The organism is Duganella margarita (assembly GCF_009857535.1).
GTDB classification, from domain to species: domain Bacteria; phylum Pseudomonadota; class Gammaproteobacteria; order Burkholderiales; family Burkholderiaceae_D; genus Rugamonas; species Rugamonas margarita.
Genome location: NZ_WWCS01000003.1, coordinates 426,222 through 449,947 on the forward strand (window position 1 = coordinate 426,222; position 23,726 = coordinate 449,947).

The window sequence follows — 23,726 nt, forward strand, 5'->3', positions numbered from 1 at the left end:
CTTTTGGCATCAAGCAGATTACACATGACTTCCGGCGACTCGCAGGCTCTGCTGCATTCAATGCAAAAAGACTCGTTCAATTATTTCTTGAGCGAGTTTAATCCGCTCAACGGCCTGGTGCGCGACAAGACCGCCGATGACTGGCCGGCCAGCATTGCCGCCGTCGGCATGGCGCTGACGGTGTACCCGATCGGCGTCGAGCGCGGCTGCATGCCGCGTGAGGATGCAGTCGCGCGCACGCTGACCACGCTGCGCTTCTTCGCCGCCAGCGAACAGAGCGATTCGCCGACCGCCACCGGCTACAAGGGTTTCTATTACCACTTCCTCGACATGAACAGCGGCCAGCGCGTGCTGGACTGCGAGCTGTCCAGCATCGACACCGCCTTGCTGATCGCCGGCATGCTGACCGCCGCCGGTTATTTCAGCGCCGACACGCCCGAGGAGCGCGAGATCCGCGCACTGGCCGACCTGCTGTACCGCCGCGTCGACTGGCGCTGGATGTGCCGCCGCAAACGCCTGATGTGTCACGGCTGGAAACCCGGCAAAGGGTTCCTGCGCTGGCATTGGGAAGGCTACGATGAAGCCCTGATCCTGTACGTGCTGGCGCTGGGCTCGCCGACCTTCCCAATCGAGCGCGACAGCTACGACGCCTGGTCCAGCACCTATGAATGGAAGTCGGTCTACGGCATCGACTACCTGTATGCCGGGCCGCTGTTCATCCACCAGATGTCGCACATCTGGCTGGACCTGCGCGGCATCCGCGACGATTTCATGCGCGCGCATGACCTCGATTATTTCGAGAACAGCCGCCGCGCGGCCCATGTACAACAGCGCTACGCCATCGACAACCCGCTCGGCTTTCCGGACTATGGCGAACTGTGCTGGGGCATCACGGCCAGCGACGGACCCGGCCCGGCCACCCGCAAGATCGACGGCATCCAGCGCAAGTTTTATGACTATGTGGGACGCGGCGCGCCGTACGGCCCGGACGACGGCACGCTGGCGCCGTGGGCGGTGGCGGCGTCGCTGCCGTTCGCGCCGGAGATCGTTCTGCCCAGTATCGAGCATTACCAAAGCCTGCATTTGTGCGAGCAGAATCCGTATGGCTTCAAGGCTTCGTTCTCGACCGTGTTTCACCACGGCCGCGGCGGCCGGCGCTGGGTGTCGCCCTACCACTTCGGCATTAACGAAGGCCCGACCGTCATCATGGTGGAAAACCACCTGCACGATTTTCCGTGGAGCCTGATGCGCCAGAACGATGCGCTACGGAGCGGACTGCGCCGCGCGGGCTTTGCCGGTGGCTGGCTGGACGAGGATGGCGGCGCGGGCTAGTTGCAGTGCAGTATCGAGCGCGGCGCCGGACGTGGTCATGCGGTCCGGTTGAACGCCCATGCTCTCCCAGTTGGCGCGGGTAATCACGTTGCTGGCGCGCGTAACGGCGATCGAGGTTTGCAACTGGCGCGAGATGCGCTGCTTAAGGCCGACCCGCGCATCGCCCAAGGTCGGCGCGCCGACCACTACCGCGCGCTTCACGTACTGCTGCAAATCGTAGGCAAAGCCTTCGGCCGCGCCATTCGTCTTCTCGTTGACCAGCACGTACAAAGGCTTGTACCCGCCGAAGCGCTTGCCGGCCAGATCCGATGTAGTCCAGTACTCGGCCGTCACGTGGCCCTCGCGGTCGATCTGGTCGTGCAGGTGCAGTTGCTTGTCCCGGAAAATATAGCTGCGCTGGTCGACCAGCAGATAGCTCGACAGCAGCGCCGCCATCGCCTGCCCATCGCCGCCGGCGTCCCGCACGTCGATGATCAGGGCAGGGCAGTCGGCCGCCTGCGCCATAAAACGGCCGGCCGCTTCGATGGACGCCCGGTCCAGCGGCCCGAAACGGGTGATTTTCAGGTAGCCGACGTTGTCGGCCAGCGTTTCGAAGCGGCGCAGGCCGAAGTTGTCGGCCGACTGTGCCGGCGGCACAGGACGCTGGCGCTCGTCGCCCAGGTCATACGGCACCCATTCCAGATACGTATGCCGGTCCGGCGCCACCGCCGCCAGGTCGCGGGTGACGCGCGCCGCCAGCGATCGCGCCGTCAGCTGCTCGTCATACTCGCCGCGCGCCAGGCGCTTGCGCAGATCGTCGGCCGCCGCCTTGGCGCGCGGACCGTCGACGTGCTGCTCGGTCAGCCGGCGCGCATATTCGTTGATGATGTGCGCGCGCGTCGGCGCGTCCAGCGCCTCGTCCAGCGCCGGGGCGGTAGCAGTCTGCGCGCCGGCGCCCGTCATCAGTAACAGCAGCGCAGCGGCAATCCAGCGTTGACGACCCATGTATTCCTCAAAGTAAGCCATTTGTCCGAAAATTATATTAACACTTTCCCATCAGAAAGTGCCATTGGGGAGCTTGGCGCGTTACAATCTCGCCTTTCCCCAAAAGCATTTTCTTCATGACGATTCCAAGCACCATCCTGGAGGCGCTGCAGCGCGCCGATGTTTCCTGGCGCCCGTTGCTGATCGAGGGGCTGGAAGCCATGATGGCCGCCACCCCCGACTATCTGCCGCAGCTGGCGCAGGACCAGTACCTGCCAACCGAGCAGCGCCTGTTTGCCGCGTTCGCACTGCCGCTCAATTCGGTGAAGTATGTACTGGTCGGCGAAGGACCATATCCGCGAGCAGAGAGCGCCACCGGCGTCTGTTTTATGGATGGGGCGGTTGGCGGCCTGTGGTCGGAGGAAGTGGGTGGCGGCTTGTCTAAACCGGTCAACAAAGCCACCTCGCTGCGCAATTTCATGAAGATGCTGCTGGTGGCCGATGGCCAGCTTCAGCTGAGCAATACCGCCGGCGACGCCATGGCGGCCGTCTCGGCCCAAGCGCGCAGCGGCGCCGGCAGCCACATCCTGACGCTGGCCGATATGCAGCGCAAGCTGACCGAGCAGGGCTTCCTGCTGCTGAACGCATCGCTGGTGTTTCGCAGCCACGTGGCGCCGGTCAAGGACGCCAAGGCCTGGCTGCCGTTCTTCCAGACCGTGATGGCGGGCCTGGCAAAACAGGCTACCACCGTGCCGACCATGGTGCTGTGGGGCAAAATCGCCGAGTTGCTGAGTAAGTTGCCGGTAATGAAAGATTTCCCGCAGATCGTCGCCGAGCATCCTTACAACCTCAGTTTCATCGGCAATGCGGCCATGCACGACTTGTTCCGCCCGATGCGCCTGCTCCAGGGCTAAAACCGAGGGCCGACCAGCAAGCTTTATTAAAGTTTGGTATACTTGACTAATTCGATCAACTAATCAGGCTTTGTGATTGGCGATGAGGTCGATATTTTAATCCAACCGAGGTAGTGATGCGTCTGACCACCAAAGGCCGTTTTGCTGTGACTGCGATGATTGACTTGGCGTTGCGCCAAGGCAAGGGCCCGGTCACGCTGTCCGGCATCAGCCAGCGTCAGGCAATTTCACTGTCTTACCTGGAGCAATTGTTCGGCAAGCTGCGCCGCCACGAAATCGTCGAATCGATCCGCGGCCCGGGCGGCGGCTACAGCCTGGCGCGCCGCGCCGATAAAGTCACCGTCGCCGACATCATCATCGCCGTCGACGAACCGCTGGACGCCACGCAGTGCGGCGGCAAGGAAAACTGTCACGGCGCCGATGCCGCCAGCGGCGTGCGCTGCATGACCCACGAGCTGTGGGCCACGCTGAACGAAAAAATGGTTGATTATCTGGATTCCGTCTCACTGCAGGATCTGGTCGATCAACAAAAGCAGAAGGACGCGGCACAGAACGTGGTGCATATGCACCGCAACGGCAACCACGCCGCAGTGTAAGCCCCTGTGCCCATACGGATAGATAACGGAGTAACCAGATGAACGCCCCAGAAAAAAACATCGCTGACGTGAAATTCCAGACCGCGCCGCATTTCCCGATCTATATGGACTATTCGGCCACCACGCCGATCGATCCGCGCGTCGCCGATGCGATGATTCCGTACCTGCGCGAGCAGTTCGGCAATCCGGCCTCGCGCAGCCACATGTATGGCTGGACTGCTGAGAAAGCCGTGGAAGAGGCACGCGCCAACGTCGCCGCGCTGGTCAATGCCGATCCGCGCGAAATCATCTGGACCTCCGGCGCCACCGAATCGAACAACCTGGCCATCAAGGGCGCGGCGCAGTTCTACAAAACCAAGGGCAAGCACATCATCACCGTGAAAACCGAGCACAAAGCTGTGCTGGACACCGTGCGTGAACTGGAGCGCCAGGGCTTTGAAGCGACCTACCTGGAACCGCAAGACAACGGCCTGATCACCATCGAGCAGCTGACCGCCGCGATTCGTCCGGACACCATCCTGATCTCGGTCATGCTGGTCAACAACGAAATCGGCGTGATCCAGCCAATCGACGCGATCGGCGAACTGTGCCGCTCGAAAGGCATCATCTTCCACTGCGACGCCGCCCAGGCGACCGGCAAGGTGGTAATCGACCTGCAAAAAACCAAGGTCGACCTGATGACCTTCACCGCGCACAAAACCTACGGCCCGAAAGGCATTGGCGCGCTGTACGTCTGCCGCAAGCCGCGCGTGCGCATCGAAGCGCAAATGCACGGCGGTGGCCACGAGCGCGGCCTGCGTTCGGGCACGCTGCCAACCCACCAGATCGTCGGCATGGGCGAAGCCTTCCGCCTGGCGAAAGTGGAAATGGACAGCGAAATCGCCCGCGTCAAGGCGCTGCGCGACCGCCTGGCCAAAGGTCTGCAAGAGATCGAAGAAACCTACATCAACGGCGACATGGACCACCGTGTGCCGCACAACCTGAACGTCAGCTTCAACTACGTTGAGGGCGAGTCGCTGATCATGGCGGTGAAAGACCTGGCGGTATCGTCGGGTTCCGCTTGTACTTCGGCCTCGTTGGAACCATCTTATGTATTGCGCGCGCTTGGTCGTAGCGACGAACTGGCGCACAGCTCGATCCGTTTCACCATCGGCCGTTTCACCACCGAAGCCGACATCGATTTCGCGATTGAACTGATGAAGTCCAAGGTACACAAACTGCGTGAACTGTCGCCGCTGTGGGATATGTTCAAAGAAGGCATCGACATCAGCTCGATCCAATGGGCAGCCCACTAATTTTTCAAGATACAGGAGCATCAAAATGGCTTACTCGGAACAAGTACTGGATCACTACGAAAACCCACGCAACGTTGGCGCCTTTGAAAAAGGCGACGACAGCGTCGGTACCGGCATGGTTGGCGCGCCAGCTTGCGGCGACGTCATGAAACTGCAAATCAAGGTCGGCGCCGATGGCCTGATCGAAGATGCCAAATTCAAAACCTACGGCTGCGGTTCGGCGATCGCATCGAGCTCGCTGGTGACTGAATGGGTCAAGGGCAAAACCCTGGATCAGGCGCTGGCCATCAAGAACACCCAGATCGCCGAAGAACTGGCGCTGCCGCCAGTGAAAATCCACTGCTCGATCCTGGCGGAAGACGCCATCAAGGCCGCTGTGCTGGACTACCAGAACAAGCACGCCACCGTAGCAGCGTAATAACCATATGTCGTTCCCGCGCAGGCGGGAACCCATGCTGAGCCGACTTCGGACGATCAGTATGGGTTCGCGCCTTCGCGGGAACGACGTCGGAGAATCAAATGGCAATCACCCTGACCGAAAAAGCAGCGAAACACATCAACCGCTACATCGAACGCCGCGGCAAGGGCATCGGTCTGCGCTTCGGCGTGCGCACCACCGGTTGCTCGGGCATGGCCTACAAGCTGGAATACGTGGACGACGTGACCGACGAAGACAGCGTCTTCGAATCGCACGGCGTGAAGGTATTCGTCGATCCGAAAAGCCTGCCGTACATCGACGGCACGGAGCTGGACTTCGCCCGCGAAGGTCTGAACGAAGGCTTCAAGTTCAACAACCCGAACGAAAAAGATGCTTGCGGTTGCGGTGAAAGCTTCCGCGTCTAAGCCGTCATGCAGAATCACTTTGAGCTCTTCAACCTGCCTTTGCAGTTTGCCGTAGACGCGGTAGCGCTGGACAGCGCTTACCGCGACGTGCAAGGCCGCGTCCATCCCGACAAATTCGTCAATGCCACCGACGCCGAAAAGCGCGTCGCCATGCAGTGGGCCACCCGCGCCAACGAAGCCTATCAGACCCTGAAAAATCCGCAGAAGCGCGCGCAGTACATGTGCGAGCTGGCTGGCGTCGATTTGCAGACCGAGTCGAATACTTCGATGCCGATGGCCTTCCTGATGCAGCAGATGGAGTGGCGCGAAGAACTTGGCGACGCCCGCGCCGGCAAGGACAGCGACGCGCTGGAGTCGCTCGACAAGCAGCTGCGCAACGCCCGCAAGGAACAGCTGACGCAGATCGAGCAGCAGATCAACGCCGCCGACTACGCCGCCGCCGCACAAGGCGTGCGCGCGCTGATGTTCCTCGAAAAATTCGGCGAAGAAGTCCGCTTCGCCTTTGAAGCAATCGAAGCTTGAAGCCCGGCGCCGCATGCCGGCGCCGCCTCAGCTGATTACATAAAAATACAGGTCTCACCCATGGCACTTCTGCAAATTTCCGAACCAGGCATGTCGACCGCACCGCACCAGCACCGGCTGGCGGTGGGTATCGATCTGGGCACCACCAATTCGCTGGTGGCGACTGTGCGCAACAGCATTCCAGAAGTGCTGAACGACGAGGACGGCCGCGCGCTGCTGCCGTCGGTGGTGCGCTATCTGCCTAACGGTCACGCCAACATCGGCTACAAGGCGCAGGCTGCGCAGACCACCGATCCGAAAAATACTATCGTCTCGGTAAAGCGCTTCATGGGCCGCGGCCTGGCGGATATCGCCTACGCGGAAAACCTGCCGTACGATTTCCAGGACACGCCTGGCATGGTGCAGCTGAAGACCGTCGCCGGCGTAAAAAGTCCGGTCGAAGTGTCGGCGCAGATTCTGGCAACGCTGCGCCAGCGCGCCGAAGATTCGCTGGGCGATGACCTGGTCGGCGCGGTGATCACCGTGCCAGCTTACTTTGACGACGCGCAGCGTCAGGCCACCAAGGATGCGGCCCAGCTGGCCGGCCTGAATGTCCTGCGCCTGCTGAGCGAGCCGACTGCGGCCGCCATCGCCTACGGCCTGGATAACGGTTCGGAAGGCATCTACGCCGTCTACGATCTGGGCGGCGGCACCTTCGATATCTCGATCCTCAAGTTGAGCAAAGGCGTGTTTGAAGTGCTGGCCACCGGCGGCGATTCCGCGCTGGGCGGCGACGATTTCGATCACCGCCTGTTCTGCCATATTCACCAGCAGGAGAAACTGGCGCCGCTGTCGGACGAAGACACCGCCGTGCTGCTGGTGAAAGCGCGCGAAGCCAAGGAGCTGCTGTCGACCAAGGACGAAGTGACGGTGGACGCCGCGCTGAAGTCGGGCGAGCAGGTGCACATCACCATCACCGCCGAGACCTTCCAGGAGATCACCAAACACCTGATCGACAAGACCATGAAGGCCATCAAGAAAGCGCTGCGCGACGCCAATGTCGATGCGGACGACGTCGATGGCGTGGTCATGGTCGGCGGCGCCACGCGCATGCCGCACGTGCACCGTGCGGTAAGCGAGCATTTCCACACCACGCCGCACGCCAATATCGATCCGGACAAGGTGGTGGCGCTGGGCGCCGCCGTGCAGGCTAATCTGCTGGCGGGCAACCGCGCAGCCGGCGACGACTGGCTGCTGCTGGACGTGATCCCGCTGTCGCTGGGCATCGAGACCATGGGCGGCCTGGTAGAGAAAATCATCCCGCGCAATTCGACCATTCCATGCGCTCGCGCGCAGGAGTTCACCACCTTCAAGGATGGCCAGACCGCGTTGGCGGTACACGTGCTGCAAGGCGAGCGTGAACTGGTGGCAGATTGCCGTTCGCTGGCGCGCTTTGAGCTGCGCGGCATTCCGCCGATGTCGGCCGGCGCTGCGCGCATCCGCATCACGTATCAGGTGGATGCGGACGGCTTGCTGTCGGTGTCCGCGCGCGAACTGCGTTCCGGCGTTGAGGCGTCGATCACCGTCAAGCCATCGTATGGCCTGGGCGATGACGATGTCGCGCGCATGCTGATGGAGTCGCACGCGTCGGCCGATGTCGACATGAAGGCGCGTGCGCTGCGTGAAGAACAGGTGGAAGCGGAACGCATTCTGCTGGCGACCCAGGCGGCGCTGGACGAAGACGCGGCGCTGCTGTCGGACGAAGAGCGCGCCGCCGTCGATGCCGTCATGGCACACACCCGCGACATCGTCGCGCAATCGCAAACCGGCGCGGTGGGCCATCTGGCCGTGAAAGCGGCGGTGGAAGCACTGGCCCACGGCACTGAAGAATTTGCGTCGCGTCGTATGGACCGCAGCGTGCGCAGCGCGCTGGCAGGCAAAGCGCTGGACCAGGTAGTTTAACCGCGTGTCGTTCCCGCGCATGCGGGAATCCATGCCGAGTACATTGAATCGCGCCCTATGGGCTCCCGCTTCCGCGGGAGCGACGGTGGGGCTAACAGAGAGCTTTAACCATGCCACAAATCGTATTCCTGCCCCACGCAAAACTGTGCCCGGACGGCGCCGTAATCGACGCCCCAGCCGGCAAGACGCTGTGCGACATCATGCTGGAGAATGACATCCACATCGAGCACGCCTGCGAAAAATCCTGCGCCTGCACCACTTGCCACGTGCTGGTGCGCGAAGGTTTCAATTCGCTCAACGAAGCCAGCGAAACCGAAGAAGACCTGCTGGATAAAGCCTGGGGCCTGGAAGCCGTGTCACGCCTGTCGTGCCAGGCCGTGGTGGCGGACGAAGACCTGGTCGTCGAGATTCCTAAGTACACCATCAATCACGCGAGCGAAGGCGGTCACTGAGACCAAGCGATGAAGCAGCCCAAGAAACCCGTCCAGAAGATCGGCGCCACCGTCACCAGCGCCGACAACATGCCCGAGATCCGCGAAGGCCAGACCGTAGCTCTGTTACAGGAACTGCACATCCTCACGCGCGACGGCAAGATGAACCAGGATAGCCGCCGCAAGCTGAAACAGGTCTATCACCTGTATCAGTTTATCGAGCCGCTGCTGAAGGAAGTGCTGGCCAAGAAGGACAACGTGTCGCTGGTCGATCACGGCGCCGGCAAGTCCTACCTCGGTTTTATCATCTACGACCTGTTCTTCAAGGCGCTGCAGAACGATTCGCATATCTACGGTATCGAGACGCGCGAAGAGCTGGTGGCGCGTTCGCAGGAACTGGCCAAGCAGTTTGAATTTCCCGGCATGTCCTTCCTGCCGCTGTCGGTGGCCGAGTCCACGGAATCGAAGCTGCTGCCGGAGCAGATCGACGTCGTCACCGCGCTCCACGCCTGCAACACGGCGACCGATGACGCCATCCAGTTCGCGCTGAAGAAGAAGGCCAGACACATCGTGCTGGTGCCGTGCTGCCAGGCCGAAGTGGCTTCGGTCCTGAAGAAGAACAAAGGCCAGTCGCTGGGCAAGTCCGCGCTGACCGAAATCTGGCGCCACCCAATTCACACCCGTGAATTCGGCAGCCAGATCACCAACGTGCTGCGCTGCCTGCAACTGGAAGCACATGGCTACGACGTCACCGTGACCGAACTGGTAGGCTGGGAGCACTCGATGAAGAATGAACTGATCATCGCCACCTACAAAAACCTGCCGCGCAAGCGTCCGTCCGAACGCCTGAAAGAGGTGCTGGAGACGGTTGGCCTGCAAGAGATGAACACCCGTTTCTTCGCCGAAGAAGAGGTAGCGTAATGGAGAATTGGCTCGACCTGCGCAGTGACACCGTCACGCGTCCCAGCGCCGCCATGCGCGCTGCCATGAACGTCGCCGAAGTGGGCGACGATGTCTACGGCGACGATCCCACCGTCAATCGCCTGCAGGAATATGCAGCCGATTTGTTCGGCTTTGAAGATGCGCTGTTCGCGCCATCCGGCACGCAGAGCAATCTGCTGGCGTTGCTGGCGCACTGCGGCCGTGGCGACGAATACCTGGTCGGCCAGGAAGCCCATACCTACCGCTACGAAGGCGGCGGCGCTGCGGTGTTGGGCAGCATCCAGCCGCAGCCGATCATCAATCAGGCCGACGGCAGCATCGCGCTGGACGATATCGCCTCGTACATCAAGCCGGATGATTTCCATTTCGCCCGCACCAAGCTGCTGGCATTGGAGAACACCATCAACGGCCGCGTGCTGCCGATGGAATACGTGCAGCAGGCAACCACGCTGGCGCACGATCGCGGCCTGGCCACGCACCTTGACGGCGCGCGCGTCTGCAATGCGGCGGTCAGGCTGGGTGTGAGCCCGCGCGCGATTGTCAAAGGCTTCGACTCGGTGTCCGTGTGCCTGTCCAAAGGGCTCGGCGCGCCGGTCGGCTCGGTCCTGTTGGGTACCAAGCCGCTGATCAAGGAAGCCAAGCGTTGGCGCAAGATGCTGGGCGGCGGCATGCGCCAGACCGGCGTCATTGCGGCCGCAGGCCTGTACGCGCTGGAGCACAACATCCCGCGTCTGGCCGAAGATCATGACAACGCTGCCTACTTCGCCGGTGAGCTGGCGAAGATGCGCGGCCTCAAGGTCAGCACGCCACAGACCAATATCTTCTATGTCGACATTCCGCAATTTGTTCAGCAGGGTCTGAGCGATGTGCTGGAACTGACGCGTATCCGCGTGTCGATGGCGCCGCGCCTGCGCATCGTCACCCACATGGACGCGTCGCGCGACGACATCGACCGCGCCATCACCGTGTTTGGAGACTTCTTTGGATAATGATGACAACACCGTCCGCCTGTCCAAGCGCGTGATGGAAGAACGCCAGTGCTCGCGCCGCGAGGCGGAGCTGTACATCGAAGGCGGCTTTGTCAGCGTCGATGGCAAGCTGGTTGAGGAAGCCGGCGCGCGCGTCGCGCCGGATCAGCAGATCGCCATCGCCGAGAACGCGACGCTGCTGGAGATCGTGCCGGTCACCATTCTGCTGCACAAGCCAGCCGGCGTGGCGCAGCCGCTGCATCTGTTGAAGGAAGAGACGTTGACGCGTTCCTCGCCGGGCCAGCGCTTCCTCAAGCGCCACATCACCGGCCAGGAGCAGATGGTGCCGCTGGACGCCAAGGCCAGTGGCCTGGTGGTCTTCACGCAGGACTTCCGCGTCAACCGCAAACTGTCCGAAGAATCGCTGGAGCAGGAGATTATCGTAGAAGTCTCCGGCGCCATCATCGAAGGCGGCTTGCAGCAGCTGAACCAGATCAACGGCAAGGTAAGCTGGCAGAACGAAACGCGTCTGCGCTTCGCCATGAAGAACGCCAAGCTGGGATTGATCGAAAAGCTGTGCAAGGAAGTCGGTCTGACGGTGGTGTCCATGAAGCGCATTCGCGTCGGACGCATCTCCATGGCCAGCCTGCCGTCAGGCGAATGGCGCTACCTGCAAGGCTACGAGCGCTTCTGATTACTTCGCAGCGGCGCCCGCCGTTTGCGACAGGATGAAGGCGTAGGTGTCGGCAGCTTCCGCATCCTGCTGCGCGCGGGTTGATCCCATGCCGTGGCCCGCATCAAAGTCCACCCGCAGCAGCACCGGCTTGCCACTCGCGGTGGCGGCCTGCAAACGCGCCGCCATCTTCGCCGGATGGAACGGCGCCACGCGCGGATCGGTCACGCCAGTGGTCAGCAGCACCGCCGGATACTTGGTGCCATCCACCACCTGCTGATAGCTGTCGATGCTCTTCAGTGCCTTGAAGCCGGCCGGATCGGCAATCGCACCCCACTCAGGTTCCTCGCCATAGCCATTCTGCTCGGCCACGTAGCGCAGCGGGTTGTGCCAGCCGACCCCGGAGATCACGGCCGCAAACAGGTCCGGACGTTCTTCCAGCGCGCGGCCCATGGTGATGCCGCCGGCCGAACGCCCGCCAATGGTCTGGTACGCCGGCGAGGTGTAGCCCTTGGCCTGGATCTCTTCACACACGGCGATCAGATCGCGCCAGGTATTCGGCTTGTTTTCCAGCTGGCCGGCGCGATGCCATTCGCGGCCAAACTCGCCGCCACCGCGCACATTCGCATAGCCGACCACCGCGCCTTGATCCACCAGCGCCAGCGTGCGTCCCGCAAACGATGGCGTGTAGGCCGCCGCGCCGTAGCTGCCATAGGCCGAGATAAAGGCGGGATTTTTGCCATCCAGCTTCAGGCCTTTTTTGTAGATCAGTGAATACGGAATCTTGGTGCCATCCTTGGCGGTGGCGAAGCGGCGCTCGCTGGTGTAGGCGCTAACGTCGATCGCCGGCTTTGGCGTGATGCCGGTGTCGGCCAGCTTGCCGTCCGCGCTTACCGACCAGATGCCGGTCGGCTGCAACCAGCCGGACAGGATCACCAGCGCGCCCGGCGCATCGGCGTCGGCGTCGATCGAGCCTAGCGTGCCGTCGAAGGGCAGGGCGATGTTGGTCACTTTTCCGTCTGTGCCGAGGCGCTGCAGCTTGCCGATGCCGCCATCCATGGCGCGGATGTACAGACCGTCCTTGGCGCGTGCCAGGCCTTGCAGCACCAGGTCGGATTCCGACAACACTTCCTGCGCGCCGGCCAGCGCTGGCGCTTTCGCCGAGGTTTTCAGCAGGCGTCCACGCGGATGGCCTTTCGTCGAAAGCAGATAGAGATCGTCGCCGTGCAAGTCGACAGCGGTCACTTCATCAGCAAAGTCGGCGACCTGTTGCCACTTCGCCTTGCCCGTCAGGACGTCCCTCAGCGGCGCGGTGTAGATGCGCTTCTCCTGCCGCACGTCGGACAGCAGCAGCAAGGCGCTGTCGGAATGCTGGAAGACTTCGATGTATGGCGACTGGATTTTTTCATACTGGACGGCGGCATCTAGACCTCGCTTCATCAGCACAGGGTCTTTAGCGGCATCCGTGCCGATCTTGTGGAAGCGCGCCTGCGCGTTGAGATAGCGCTCGGGCGTGTTCACCTTGCCCGTCAGCTGGTTGTAGAAGAAGCCGGAACTGTCGGCCAGCCAGCTGGGTTCCGCGCCTTCGGTGTTGGCGATGCGCTCTTTCAGTATCTCGCCGGTGCGCACATCCATGATGTACAAGACCGAATCCTCGCTGCCGTCTTTGGACAGGCCATATACCAGTTTGCTGCCATCGGGCGACGGATGCCACCAGTCCAGCGAGGTATGGCTGGTCTTGGTATCGAGTTTGGTCGGGTCGACCAGCACGCGGTCCTTGCCGCTGTTTTTGCCTAACTCGCGCACGAACAGTTTGAAGTTGTTGGAGCCGGCCGGGCGCTGCTGGTAGAACAGGCGCGTGCCGCTTTTCTCCACGCGCGCCGGCGCGGCGATGTCGCCGGACAGTTGCTGGATGCGCTTTAGCAGTTCGTCGCGCTTGGGCAGCGTGTCGAGGATGGCGCGGGTGTGGGCGTTCTGCTGTTTGAGAAAGGGCAACCAGTCCGGGTCCTTGTCGTTCTCCATCCAGCGATAGCGGTCGGTGATAGTTTCGCCGAAGTAGGTATCGGTGACGGGGGCGACGCGGGCGACTGGGGCCGGCGGGATGTCGGCGGCAAAGGCGGAGGAAGCGGCGAAAGCAAATGCGACGCCGTAGACGACAGGTTTCATTTTCGGTCCTTCATGGCAGAAAAATCCTATTCTGCCACGGAAGGTTGAAAAAAATACACCTGCGCCACAAATCGCCGTCCTTCCCGCGACAGCGGGAACCCATACAGCGCTGGCATGCACAAGCACCATGGATTCCCGCTTTCGCGGGAATGACGGCGGGTGATTATACCGGCGCTGCGGCTTTCTTTTTCTTTGGCAGCGGTGGCAGTTGCATCAGGCGGGTGCCGGCCAGCTTGTCGTGCAGGAACTGGCGGTCTTTGTCGAGGAAAGCAGTTAGCGACCACAGCAGGATGCCGGCCAGGATCGCGCCCAGCGCCGGCCAGCGATGCAGGTCCAGCGCCAGCGCCACCAGCAGCGCCGGCAAGATCCACATCCAGCTCAGCAGGTAGCGCACGGCGGCTGCGCGCGGCGACACCGGGCCGCCGTTTGCGCCCACCAGCTTCATGCGCCAGGTTTTCATGGCCAGCGTCTGGCCGTCGCGGGTCCACTGGTGGATGAAGTAGAAGCCCAGCACCACGAAGGCCAGCGCCTGCCGCATGTGCTCGATCAGCGGCGCATGGCTGGCGTGGGTGGCGATTTCGAAGATCAGGAACGGCAGGAACAGCACGGCAAAGCCGAGCAGCGATTCGTACACCATCGAAATCAGGCGGCGCTTGACGGTCGGGCAGGTGGCAACCACGTTATTTGACATCGGCTGGCGTGCCCTGGGTTGGCGGCGTGGAGGTTGGCGGAATCGGCGTCACATTGGACGCGTTCGGCAGCGGCGCATTCGGATCGGTCACCGGCGCGGCGGCGGGTGTCACCGGCACAATCACCGGTGCGGCGGGCGGCGCGGCCGGCTTGACCGGCGCCGGCGAGTGCATCTTGGCCTGCGCCGGCGTCGGCAGATTGACCACCTGCTTGCGGGTGGAGGCGCGCGCGGCCAGCTCCTTCTTCTGCTCGTCCGACAGCGTCTGGTACTCTTCCCAGGACACCGCCTTCTGCGACGGATTCAGCTTTTGCGCGCGGGCATAGTTCTGACGTACCTGGCGGCGTTCTTCCGGCGTCATGCGCACCCACTCGCGCATGCGCTCCTGCACGCGGACCTGCTCATCCGCCTTCATCTGCGCATAACGCTTGGCGATGCCCAGCCATTTTTGACGGCGAATCGGCTCCATCCGGTCCCACTCGCCGGCGAGCGGCTCCAGCGCCTGCTGCTGGGCAGGCGACAGATCTTTCCACAATACTTTTTCAGGGGGCTTGCCGGCCAGCTTGCCGCCGGCCACCGCCGCCACCGGCGCCTTGACCAGCTCCGGCGCATCCGGCTGGCTACCCAGCCAGGCCGCGCCACCCAGTGCGACCACCGCCACTGCTACCCCTGCGCCCAGCTTGGCGCGACCGCTCCATGCCATTGCTTACTCGCTTTGCGACAGATAGGCGTTGAAGCCGTGGTCCAGATAGGCGTTCAGCGGCAATTCATCCGACAGCACGGCGGCGTCGATTTCCGCCAGATCGGCGATGCGTTCCTGCTGTTCGTACTGATAAATGCCGACCATGCCGATCACCAGTGCCAGCGCCGGCACCGCCATGCTCCAGCGGCCCAGCCAGTTAAATTGCGACAGGAAGCCGCCGCCGGCCGCCGCCAGTTCGGTCTTGGCCACGCGCACTGCCAGCGGCACTTCCACGTGGGCTTTCTTGCGGGCCAGCGCCATCTTGCGCGCCTGCGCCAGGCGGTCGGTCGTCGAGGCCGGCAGCTCGTCCAGCCGTTCATTGAGCGCGTGGCGCACTTTGTAAGCGAAATTCAGATCGTCGGTGTTCATAATTTAAGTCCCTTGGCTGCCAGCGCCTCGGCCAGCGCATGTGTTGCACGAGAGCAATGCGTTTTGACGCTGCCTTCTGAGCAGCCCATGGCCGCCGCAGTTTCAGCTACATCCATATCCTGCCAATAACGCATCAGGAACGCTTCGCGTTGACGTGCCGGAAGCTTTTGTACTTCGGCATCGATGAGTGCCAGGGTTTGCTGGCGTTCGAGCTTGTCGGCGCCGGACTCGGCCGCTTCGCTACCGGCCTCTGCGGCATAGGATTCGAGTATATCAAAATCCTCGTGGTCCTCTCCCGCCGGGCCCATGCCCGAAAACAGGCTGACCCAGGTGTTGCGCACCTTTTCGCGGCGGAAGTAGTCGAGGATGGTGGTCTGCAGGATGCGCTGGAACAGCATCGGCAGCTCGGCGGCCGGTTTGTCGCCGTATTTTTCGGCGAGCTTGATCATCGCGTCCTGCACGATGTCCAGGGCGGATTCGTCCTTGCGTACTGCGTAGACGGCTTGCTTGAAGGCCCGGCGTTCGACGTTTTCGAGGAAGTCGGATAATTCTTTGTCTGTGGCCATGCGTCGGAGGAGGGAGGTGCCGGGTGTTTTGAACTGAGGCGCATGCTAGCAAAAAACGTCGTGTTTTGCATGGTTTTACGTCAAAACTGATCAATTTCCGAATTATCCCTTGCCCAAACGGGGGCGGCGGGTGTAACTTATAGGACGCTTTGAACAACCCCGAAGCTCTATGGTCTGGTCGCAGCAGGCACACAACGCCGCAACGACACGACGCGCTTTCATATGTAGGCAGTTTGCTCTCGCCCGTACCACAAGTACGAGAGGTACACATCGCCACTACGGAAAACCCGGCCAAACGAGAGTTTGCGCTAGCACCGCTTTGCACGTCACTACGGTTGACGGAAGAGGCAGTGCGACCGCATAAATAAAGGGACGCTGGGCAGAGCTGTAGCGGTATTGGTACTTCGTCAGGACAGAGCATCCGATCAATCTCCTATGGACCTTGAAAGGAATGTTTCATGAATACCGAAGCATCTTCACTTAGCAGTAATCAATTGACTGGCGCAGAAATACTGGTGCGCTGCCTGGCGGAAGAGGGCGTGGAACACGTCTTTGGCTATCCGGGCGGAGCCGTCCTGTACATCTACGACGCCATCTTCAAGCAAGACAAATTCCAACACGTTCTGGTACGCCACGAGCAGGCTGCGGTGCATGCTGCCGATGCTTATTCGCGCTCGTCGAACAAGGTCGGTGTTGCGCTGGTGACGTCCGGTCCGGGTGTCACCAATGCCGTGACCGGTCTGTCTACTGCGTACATGGATTCCATCCCGATGGTGGTGATCTCCGGCCAGGTGCCGAGCCACGCGATCGGCCAGGATGCGTTCCAGGAATGCGACACGGTCGGCATTACCCGTCCGGTGGTCAAGCACAATTTCCTCGTCAAGGACGTCAAGGACTTGGCTGAGACCGTCAAGAAAGCCTTCTTCATCGCCCGCACCGGCCGTCCCGGCCCTGTGCTGGTCGATATTCCGAAGGATATCTCGATGCACAAAACGACGTTCTCGTACCCGAAAGAGGTCGAGATGCGTTCGTACAAGCCGGTCGACAAAGGTCACTCCGGCCAGATCCGCAAGGCAGTGCAGCTGCTGCTGCAAGCCGAACGCCCGATGATCTACACCGGCGGCGGCGTGATCCTGGCCAGTGCGGCGCCGGAACTGAACAAGCTGGTGGACAAGCTCGGCTTCCCGGTCACCAATACGCTGATGGGCCTGGGCGCGTACAAAGCGTCGAGCGAAAACTTCGTCGGCATGCCCGGCATGCACGGCACCTACGAAGCCAATATGGCCATGCAGCACTGCGACGTGCTGATCGCCATCGGCGCCCGTTTCGACGACCGCGTGATCGGCAACCCGAAACATTTCGCCTCCCATCCGCGCAAGATCATCCACGTGGACATCGATCCATCGTCGATTTCCAAGCGCGTGAAAGTGGATATTCCCATCGTCGGCAACGTCAAGGACGTGCTGATCGAGTTCCTGGCGCAGCTGGACGCGTCGGACGCCAAGCCGAATGCGCCGGCGCTCAAGGACTGGTGGAAGCAGATCCAGGAATGGCGCGGCAAGGACTGCCTGAAGTTCGCCACCTCCGACCTGGTGATCAAGCCGCAATCGGTGGTGCAGAAGCTGTGGGAAGTGACCAAAGGCGACGCCTTCATCACCTCCGACGTCGGCCAGCACCAGATGTGGGCGGCGCAGTACTACCCGTTCGACAAGCCTAAGCGCTGGGTCAACTCGGGCGGTCTGGGCACCATGGGGGTCGGCCTGCCGTACGCCATGGGCGTGCAGATGGCCAATCCGGACGCCACCGTTGCCTGCATCACCGGCGAAGGCTCGATCCAGATGTGCATCCAGGAACTGGCGACCTGCAAGCAGTACCACCTGACGCCGAAGATCATCATGCTGAACAACCGCTTCCTGGGCATGGTCCGCCAGTGGCAGCAGATCGACTACGGTTCGCGCTACTCCGAGTCCTACATGGATTCGCTGCCGAATTTCGAGAAGCTGGCCGAGGCCTATGGCCACGTCGGCATGCGCATCGAGAAACCGGGCGACGTCGACGGCGCACTGCGCGACGCGTTTGCGATGAAGGACAAGCTGGTGTTCATGAACTTCATTACCGATCAATCGGAAAACGTCTGGCCGATGGTTAAAGCAGGCAAGGGTCTGTCCGAAATGCTGCTGGGTTCGGAGGATCTCTAACATGCGACACATTATCTCTGTATTGCTGGAAAACGAAGCCGGCGCGCTGTCGCGCGTGGTGGGCCTGTTCTCGGCCCGCGGCTACAACATCGAGACGCTGACCGTGGCGCCGACCGAAGACCCGACCTTGTCGCGGATGACCATCGTCACCTCCGGTTCGGATGACATCATCGAGCAGATCACCAAGCACCTCAACCGCCTGATTGAAGTGGTGAAGGTGGTGGACCTGACCGAAGGCCATCACATCGAACGCGAACTGATGCTGATCAAGGTGCGGGCGGTGGGCAAGGAACGGGAAGAGATGAAGCGCACGGCGGACATCTTCCGCGGCCGCATCATCGACGTCACCGAAAAGAGCTACACGATTGAACTGACCGGCGCCAAGAGCAAGCTCGACGCGTTTATCGACTCGATCGACCGCGCCTCGATTCTTGAAACGGTCCGCACCGGCGGTTCCGGCATTGGACGCGGCGAACGCATCCTGAAAGTGTAATCGTCGTTCCCGCGCAGGCGGGAACCCATACTTCGCCGGATTGGCTACGCGCCATGGATTCCCGCTTGGGCGGGAATGACGGAAGTGCCGCCGGTATTAAAAAATTTTATTTAGGAATGAACATGAAAGTTTTCTACGACAAAGACGCTGACCTCTCCCTGATCAAAGGCAAAAACGTGGCCATCATCGGCTACGGCTCGCAGGGCCACGCGCACGCACAAAACCTGAGCGACTCCGGCGTCAACGTCACCGTCGGCCTGCGCAAAGGCGGCGCTTCGTGGACCAAGGTGGAGAAAGCCGGCCTGAAAGTCGCTGAAGTGAACGAGGCCGTCAAAGCTGCCGACGTCATCATGATCCTGCTGCCGGACGAGAATATCGCCCAGGTCTACAACGAAAACGTCGCGCCGCACGCCAAGCAAGGCGCGGTGCTGGCCTTCGCCCACGGCTTCAACGTGCACTACGGCCAGGTCGTGCCACGCGCCGACCTGGACGTGATCATGGTCGCGCCGAAAGCCCCAGGCCACACCGTGCGCGCCACCTACACCCAGGGCGGCGGCGTGCCACACCTGATCGCTGTGTACCAGGACAAATCCGGCGTGGCGCGTGACATCGCCCTGTCGTACGCGTCGGCGAATGGCGGCGGCAAGGCCGGCATCATCGAAACCAACTTCCGCGAAGAAACCGAAACCGATCTGTTCGGCGAACAAGCGGTGCTGTGCGGTGGTGCGGTCGAGCTGATCAAAGCCGGCTTCGAGACCCTGACCGAAGCGGGCTATGCACCGGAAATGGCGTACTTCGAGTGCCTGCACGAACTGAAACTGATCGTCGACCTGATCTACGAAGGCGGCATCGCCAACATGAACTACTCGATCTCGAACAACGCCGAATACGGCGAGTACGTGACCGGCCCGAAAGTCGTGACCTCGGCGACCAAAGATGCGATGCGTCAGTGCCTGAAGGACATCCAGACCGGCGAATACGCCAAGTCCTTCATCCTGGAAAACAAAGCCGGCGCACCGACCCTGATCTCGCGTCGTCGTCTGACCGCCGAGCACCCGATCGAAGAAGTTGGCGCCAAACTGCGCGCCATGATGCCTTGGATCGCCAAAAACAAAATGGTCGACCAGTCGAAGAACTAATCGACTCCCCCCCCAACGAAAAGCCGGCTCGCGCCGGCTTTTTTTACGTTATGCTAGTGCAATGATAACATTCGACTGGCACGGCGCCGCCATCTCGCGCGCGACGGTGGTGGACGCCACCTACAAAAACACCCAGAACGTGCGCCGTTTCCTGATCGGGCAATGCGGCCCCGATTTCAAGTTCGACCGCGCCCTGATGGCATGGATACGCAGCGGCGCCGCCCATACTATCGGCGACATTGCCGACGAATGGCAGCGCCGTCGCAGCTGAGTGGCTGTCAGCGTGCCAAAGCGAACCACAGCAGCAGCGCACTCCACATTGTCAACCCGCCAACCAGCGACGCGCCGCCGGTAGAGATCAGCATCTGGCCGGTTTGCTCGTCATAGTGCACCAGCTTCGCCCTGAAGAATTCCTTTGTATGGATCGCACGCGCCTTTCCCAGCGAGATGATGGGAATGACCGCGCGCCCAATGGTGTACAAGATGACTTCCATCAACAGGTAAAACGCCAACTCTATCAAAATCGCCATCGCACGGCCCTCCGTCATTAATCCCTAATCATAGCAACCCGATAATTAGAAAATACTTAATTTGTTACAAACACTCACCATGTCTTACAGGTATGTTTTGTAAATTCATGTACAGTGCGGCTTGTCGTAATCTCAACTTTGGAGCCGTAATGAACTTGATGAAAAAACTTGCCTCCGCTGCTGCCGTATCCTTCGCGCTGGGCGCGCACGCCGCTCCGACTGATGCGCTGCCCACCACCGGCACGCTGGTGGTGGTGCCGGCCTATGGTGAAGTCAAACACGCCAATGACCAGGCCGTCGTGCTGCTGGCGATTGAGGAAACCGACAAGGACAAGGCCGCTGCGGCCTCGCGCGTCAACACCAAGATGAAGCATGGCCTGGAGATCGTCAAGAAAGAAGATCCGCAAGCCAGCCTGAAAACCCAGGGTTATTACACCTACCCGGTCTATCCGGACGAAATCGTGCTGGCCAACGGCCGCCCCGCCAAACAGCCGCGCGTGCCGGTGTCGTGGCGTGTGGGCCAGTACCTGGAAGTGACCACCACCAGCCTGGACAAACTGCCGAAAACTGTGGCCGCCGCGCAGAAGATCCTGACGCTCAACAGCATCAACTTCGGCCTGACCTCGGACACCACCAAGAAGCTGGATGACCAGCGCATCGCCGCCACCTACAAAAACCTGAACGAGCGCATTGCCTCGATCGCCAACGCCATGGGCCGCAAAGTCGGCGACGCCGTGCTCGATACGGTCGATTTTGAAGGCTCGGGCAATTACACGGAGTCGCGCGCTGCTGCGGCGCCGATGATGATGCGCATGAAGAGTGCCGACACGGCGGACGTGGCCGAGCCAAGCTTCGAGCCAGGTGAGACCACCTTGCAGATGCAACTGGTCGGCAAGGTCCGCTTCAAATAGGGATCACCTCCCCGGGATGGCTTGCAGTTTGCAATCGATAATATTAATTTGATAATCACATCAAATAATATATTATTAATTTGAAAACAATCTGTTTTCGTTCCATTCTGGGGAGATTTATGCGATCCATTAAATTTCTGCTCGCCATTTCTTTGGCGGCCGCATCCACCCTCGTCAGCGCGGCGGTGGATTTTTCTACGCTGAAGCTCACTGCCGGCCAATTCACGCCGTGGCAAGTGGCGCAAACCGCCACCTTCGACAGCGCACCGCCAGCCGACGTGTATTACACCGGCGGCGAATACGTCACCGGCACGGCGCCCGACCAGCGCTACACCGCGCCTGATTACGACCACACCCAATATCTGATCGTCGGCGCCAATGAGCCAACCTCGCGCATCACCTTTGGCTACCGCCTGGGCACGACGTATTTCGGCTTCTATTTCAGCACCATAGACCTCTACAACTCGGTCACGTTTCACGGTTCCGACGGCAGCCTGACCACCATCACCGGCCAGCAGATACAGGACCTGGTGCCGGGCTTGCGCGCGTCTTACTATTTCAATGTGTTTGCCACTGGCGGCACCACATTCGACTGGATCGAACTGCGTTCCCCGGACAACTCGTTTGAAACGGACAACCACGCTTTCATCGTGTCGGAGGTGCCGGAGCCGGAAACCTGCGCGATGCTGCTGGGTGGCCTTGGCCTGTTGGGCGCCATGGCGCGTCGCCGTCGCGCGCGCGGCTGACAGTGCGGTACAGTGAGGGCTTATCCCTTACTGGAGTCCGCAATGAAATACCTCGCTGTTGCCGTCCTGACGACGTTTGTTATTGCCGCCCAAGCGCAATCCCTGCCCACAGCCGGGACGCTGGTGGTGGTGCCGGCCATTGGCGAAGTCACCCACGTCAATGACCAGGCCACCGCCACGCTGTCGATCGAGGAAAACGATAAAGATAAAGCCGCCGCGGCCTCGCGCGTCAACCAGAAGATGAAGCAGGGCGTGGAATTGCTCAAGAAAGCCGATCCGCAAGCGATCCTGAAAACCCAGAATTACTATACCTACCCGGTCTATCCGGAAGAGGTGCAGGCGCCACCGGGCCAGCCGCGCAAGCCGCGCGTACCGACCTCGTGGCGTGTCGGCCAGTCGGTGCAACTGGTCACGACCAACCTGGACAGCCTGCCGAAAACCGTGGCCGCCGCGCAGAGCGTATTGAGCCTGAACCAGCTGCGCTTCGGCCTGTCGCCGGCCACCAGCAAAAAGCTGGACGACCAGCGGATTGCCGCCACCTATCTCAACTTGAATGAGCGCATCACTTCGATCGCTGCCGCCATGGGCCGCAAGGTCAGCGACGCCGTGCTCGATACGGTGGATTTTGAAGGCTCCGGCAATTATGCCGAACGGGTCCAGGTGACCGGCTCGAGCGTGGCAGCGTTTGCCCGCGCCGCTCCGGAGCCGGTGACGGAGCCGAGCTTCGAACCGGGCGAAACCACGCTGACGATGCGCCTGGTGGGCAAAGTGCGCTTCAAATAAGCAAACATGGGCACAATAGGGGATGGCGCGCCATCCCCTTTTTTATAGTCGGCTCCTCTATAATGATGGCGCACACACAATAACCAGAACGGATCACCATGCCCAATTTTCCCCGCCGCCGCGCCAAGAACGCGGCCATCGCCAAACTGCCCAAAACGTCCCGTTTCAGCCGTTTTGCGCGTCGCGCCCGCGGAGAGGATCTTGACCGGCCGCGCCATCGCGGCATTTACCTGCTGCCCAACGCCTTCACCACGGCGGCGCTGTTCTGCGGCTTCTACGCCATCGTCATGGCGATGAACCAGAAATTCGAGCACGCCGCCTGGGCCATCTTCATCGCCATGGTGCTGGACGGCCTGGATGGCCGCGTCGCCCGCCTGACCAACACGCAGAGCGAATTCGGTGCCCAGTACGACTCGCTGTCGGACATGGTGTCCTTCGGCGCCGCGCCGGCGCTGGTGATGTATGAATGGTCGCTGCGCGGCCTGGGCAAGCTCGGTTGGATCGCCGCGTTTGTCTACTGCGCCGGCGCCGCCTTGCGCCTGGCGCGCTTCAACACCAATATCGAAGTGGTGGACAAGCGCTACTTCCAGGGCATGCCGTCGCCGTCGGCCGCCGCGCTGATCGCCGGCTTTATCCTGATGATGCTGGACCTGGAAGTGTCCGGGCTGGAAATGGCCTGGGTCTCGTGGGGCATCGCCTTGTTTGCCGGCCTGACGATGGTCAGCAACGTGCCGTTCTACAGTTTCAAGGACGTCAACTTCCGCAAGCCGGTGCCGTTTATCGGCGTGTTCCTGATCGCGCTGGGACTGGCGCTGATCGCCATCAAGCCGGCAGCCACCTTGTGGCCGCTGTTTGCGATCTATGGCATCTCTGGCTATGTGGTCGCCGCCTGGCGCGCGGCCAAAGGCAAGAAGGTCAGCCTGATCCAGACCGACATGCACAGCGACGATCCGAGCGAACGGCGCTAAACACCGG

At 61.4% G+C, this 23,726-nt stretch carries 27 protein-coding genes; 20 read left to right on the top strand and 7 right to left on the bottom strand.

The window, feature by feature from the left end; translation table 11 throughout:
* Positions 1–24: 24 nt before the first annotated feature.
* Positions 25–1,332 (top strand): glucoamylase family protein, encoded by a 1,308-nt coding sequence (locus tag GTP55_RS06745; RefSeq protein WP_161044160.1) that lies wholly within the window; start codon positions 25–27, stop codon positions 1,330–1,332.
* Here GTP55_RS06745 and GTP55_RS06750 read toward each other — a convergent pair.
* Positions 1,264–2,316, bottom strand: a complete 1,053-nt coding sequence (locus GTP55_RS06750) for a S41 family peptidase (protein WP_161044161.1) — start codon at positions 2,314–2,316, stop codon at positions 1,264–1,266. The genes GTP55_RS06745 and GTP55_RS06750 overlap by 69 nt on opposite strands.
* A 116-nt stretch (positions 2,317–2,432) precedes the next feature.
* Here GTP55_RS06750 and GTP55_RS30510 point away from each other — a divergent pair, with 116 nt between their 5' ends.
* The 11 genes from GTP55_RS30510 (at position 2,433) to GTP55_RS06805 (ending at position 11,441) form a co-directional block, all read left to right on the top strand.
* Positions 2,433–3,209 (top strand): uracil-DNA glycosylase family protein, encoded by a 777-nt coding sequence (locus GTP55_RS30510; RefSeq protein WP_229257768.1) that lies wholly within the window; start codon positions 2,433–2,435, stop codon positions 3,207–3,209.
* 116 nt (positions 3,210–3,325) lie between these two features.
* Positions 3,326–3,805, top strand: a complete 480-nt coding sequence (gene iscR, locus GTP55_RS06760) for a Fe-S cluster assembly transcriptional regulator IscR (RefSeq protein WP_110849022.1) — start codon at positions 3,326–3,328, stop codon at positions 3,803–3,805.
* 38 nt (positions 3,806–3,843) lie between these two features.
* Positions 3,844–5,100 (top strand): IscS subfamily cysteine desulfurase, encoded by a 1,257-nt coding sequence (locus GTP55_RS06765; RefSeq protein ID WP_161044162.1) that lies wholly within the window; start codon positions 3,844–3,846, stop codon positions 5,098–5,100.
* Positions 5,101–5,125: 25 nt separating this feature from the next.
* Positions 5,126–5,518: a Fe-S cluster assembly scaffold IscU gene (gene iscU / locus GTP55_RS06770; RefSeq protein ID WP_110849020.1), complete on the top strand. Its 393-nt coding sequence runs from the start codon at positions 5,126–5,128 to the stop codon at positions 5,516–5,518.
* Positions 5,519–5,619: 101 nt separating this feature from the next.
* Positions 5,620–5,943: an iron-sulfur cluster assembly protein IscA gene (iscA, locus tag GTP55_RS06775; RefSeq protein ID WP_154358990.1), complete on the top strand. Its 324-nt coding sequence runs from the start codon at positions 5,620–5,622 to the stop codon at positions 5,941–5,943.
* 6 nt (positions 5,944–5,949) lie between these two features.
* Positions 5,950–6,465: a Fe-S protein assembly co-chaperone HscB gene (gene hscB, locus GTP55_RS06780; protein ID WP_161044163.1), complete on the top strand. Its 516-nt coding sequence runs from the start codon at positions 5,950–5,952 to the stop codon at positions 6,463–6,465.
* A gap of 60 nt (positions 6,466–6,525) precedes the next feature.
* Positions 6,526–8,406, top strand: coding sequence for a Fe-S protein assembly chaperone HscA (gene hscA / locus GTP55_RS06785; RefSeq protein WP_161044164.1), 1,881 nt, complete (start codon positions 6,526–6,528; stop codon positions 8,404–8,406).
* A gap of 110 nt (positions 8,407–8,516) precedes the next feature.
* Complete coding sequence (gene fdx / locus GTP55_RS06790) at positions 8,517–8,858, top strand: ISC system 2Fe-2S type ferredoxin (protein ID WP_110849016.1); 342 nt, start codon at positions 8,517–8,519, stop codon at positions 8,856–8,858.
* A gap of 9 nt (positions 8,859–8,867) precedes the next feature.
* Complete coding sequence (locus GTP55_RS06795) at positions 8,868–9,758, top strand: class I SAM-dependent methyltransferase (RefSeq protein ID WP_161044165.1); 891 nt, start codon at positions 8,868–8,870, stop codon at positions 9,756–9,758.
* Positions 9,758–10,768, top strand: coding sequence for a low-specificity L-threonine aldolase (ltaE, locus tag GTP55_RS06800; protein ID WP_161044166.1), 1,011 nt, complete (start codon positions 9,758–9,760; stop codon positions 10,766–10,768). The genes GTP55_RS06795 and ltaE overlap by 1 nt, the downstream gene beginning before the upstream one ends.
* A gap of 34 nt (positions 10,769–10,802) precedes the next feature.
* Positions 10,803–11,441, top strand: coding sequence for an RNA pseudouridine synthase (locus tag GTP55_RS06805; RefSeq protein WP_161044267.1), 639 nt, complete (start codon positions 10,803–10,805; stop codon positions 11,439–11,441).
* On the opposite strand, the gene GTP55_RS06810 is transcribed toward GTP55_RS06805, so the two are convergent.
* From GTP55_RS06810 to GTP55_RS06830, 5 genes are all read right to left on the bottom strand, one after another.
* Positions 11,442–13,586, bottom strand: coding sequence for a prolyl oligopeptidase family serine peptidase (locus GTP55_RS06810; RefSeq protein ID WP_161044167.1), 2,145 nt, complete (start codon positions 13,584–13,586; stop codon positions 11,442–11,444).
* A gap of 163 nt (positions 13,587–13,749) precedes the next feature.
* Complete coding sequence (locus tag GTP55_RS06815) at positions 13,750–14,277, bottom strand: RDD family protein (RefSeq protein ID WP_161044168.1); 528 nt, start codon at positions 14,275–14,277, stop codon at positions 13,750–13,752.
* A complete protein-coding gene (locus tag GTP55_RS06820) occupies positions 14,267–14,977 on the bottom strand; it encodes a DUF3106 domain-containing protein (protein WP_161044169.1) in 711 nt (236 codons plus the stop codon). The genes GTP55_RS06815 and GTP55_RS06820 overlap by 11 nt, the downstream gene beginning before the upstream one ends.
* 3 nt (positions 14,978–14,980) lie before the next feature.
* Positions 14,981–15,385, bottom strand: a complete 405-nt coding sequence (locus tag GTP55_RS06825; protein WP_161044170.1) for a DUF3619 family protein — start codon at positions 15,383–15,385, stop codon at positions 14,981–14,983.
* A complete protein-coding gene (locus tag GTP55_RS06830) occupies positions 15,382–15,951 on the bottom strand; it encodes an RNA polymerase sigma factor (RefSeq protein WP_110849009.1) in 570 nt (189 codons plus the stop codon). The genes GTP55_RS06825 and GTP55_RS06830 overlap by 4 nt, the downstream gene beginning before the upstream one ends.
* 458 nt (positions 15,952–16,409) lie before the next feature.
* Between GTP55_RS06830 and GTP55_RS06835 the strand changes: the two genes are divergently transcribed.
* The 4 genes from GTP55_RS06835 to GTP55_RS06850 all read left to right on the top strand — a co-directional run bounded on the left by GTP55_RS06835 (position 16,410) and on the right by GTP55_RS06850 (position 20,052).
* Positions 16,410–18,149 carry an acetolactate synthase 3 catalytic subunit gene (locus GTP55_RS06835; RefSeq protein WP_161044171.1) on the top strand — a complete coding sequence of 580 codons (1,740 nt, stop codon included), beginning with the start codon at positions 16,410–16,412 and terminating at the stop codon, positions 18,147–18,149.
* Position 18,150: 1 nt separating this feature from the next.
* Positions 18,151–18,642 carry an acetolactate synthase small subunit gene (ilvN, locus tag GTP55_RS06840; RefSeq protein WP_110849007.1) on the top strand — a complete coding sequence of 164 codons (492 nt, stop codon included), beginning with the start codon at positions 18,151–18,153 and terminating at the stop codon, positions 18,640–18,642.
* A 122-nt stretch (positions 18,643–18,764) separates the two neighbouring features.
* On the top strand, positions 18,765–19,781 hold the full coding sequence (gene ilvC / locus GTP55_RS06845; protein ID WP_161044172.1) for a ketol-acid reductoisomerase: 1,017 nt from the start codon (positions 18,765–18,767) through the stop codon (positions 19,779–19,781).
* 61 nt (positions 19,782–19,842) lie between these two features.
* A complete protein-coding gene (locus tag GTP55_RS06850) occupies positions 19,843–20,052 on the top strand; it encodes a DUF6434 domain-containing protein (RefSeq protein WP_161044173.1) in 210 nt (69 codons plus the stop codon).
* Positions 20,053–20,059: 7 nt separating this feature from the next.
* On the opposite strand, the gene GTP55_RS06855 is transcribed toward GTP55_RS06850, so the two are convergent.
* The gene (locus GTP55_RS06855; RefSeq protein ID WP_161044174.1) at positions 20,060–20,311 is read right to left on the bottom strand and encodes a hypothetical protein; all 252 of its coding nucleotides are present in this window, start codon (positions 20,309–20,311) and stop codon (positions 20,060–20,062) included.
* A gap of 149 nt (positions 20,312–20,460) precedes the next feature.
* On the opposite strand from GTP55_RS06855, the gene GTP55_RS06860 reads away from it, so the two are divergent.
* The 4 genes from GTP55_RS06860 (at position 20,461) to pssA (ending at position 23,719) form a co-directional block, all read left to right on the top strand.
* Positions 20,461–21,222, top strand: a complete 762-nt coding sequence (locus GTP55_RS06860; RefSeq protein WP_161044175.1) for an SIMPL domain-containing protein — start codon at positions 20,461–20,463, stop codon at positions 21,220–21,222.
* A 119-nt stretch (positions 21,223–21,341) separates the two neighbouring features.
* A complete protein-coding gene (locus GTP55_RS29785; protein WP_161044176.1) occupies positions 21,342–21,968 on the top strand; it encodes an Npun_F0296 family exosortase-dependent surface protein in 627 nt (208 codons plus the stop codon).
* 42 nt (positions 21,969–22,010) lie between these two features.
* Complete coding sequence (locus GTP55_RS06870; protein ID WP_161044177.1) at positions 22,011–22,751, top strand: SIMPL domain-containing protein; 741 nt, start codon at positions 22,011–22,013, stop codon at positions 22,749–22,751.
* Between the two features lie 98 nt (positions 22,752–22,849).
* The gene (gene pssA, locus GTP55_RS06875) at positions 22,850–23,719 is read left to right on the top strand and encodes a CDP-diacylglycerol--serine O-phosphatidyltransferase (protein ID WP_110848999.1); all 870 of its coding nucleotides are present in this window, start codon (positions 22,850–22,852) and stop codon (positions 23,717–23,719) included.
* Positions 23,720–23,726: the final 7 nt, after the last annotated feature.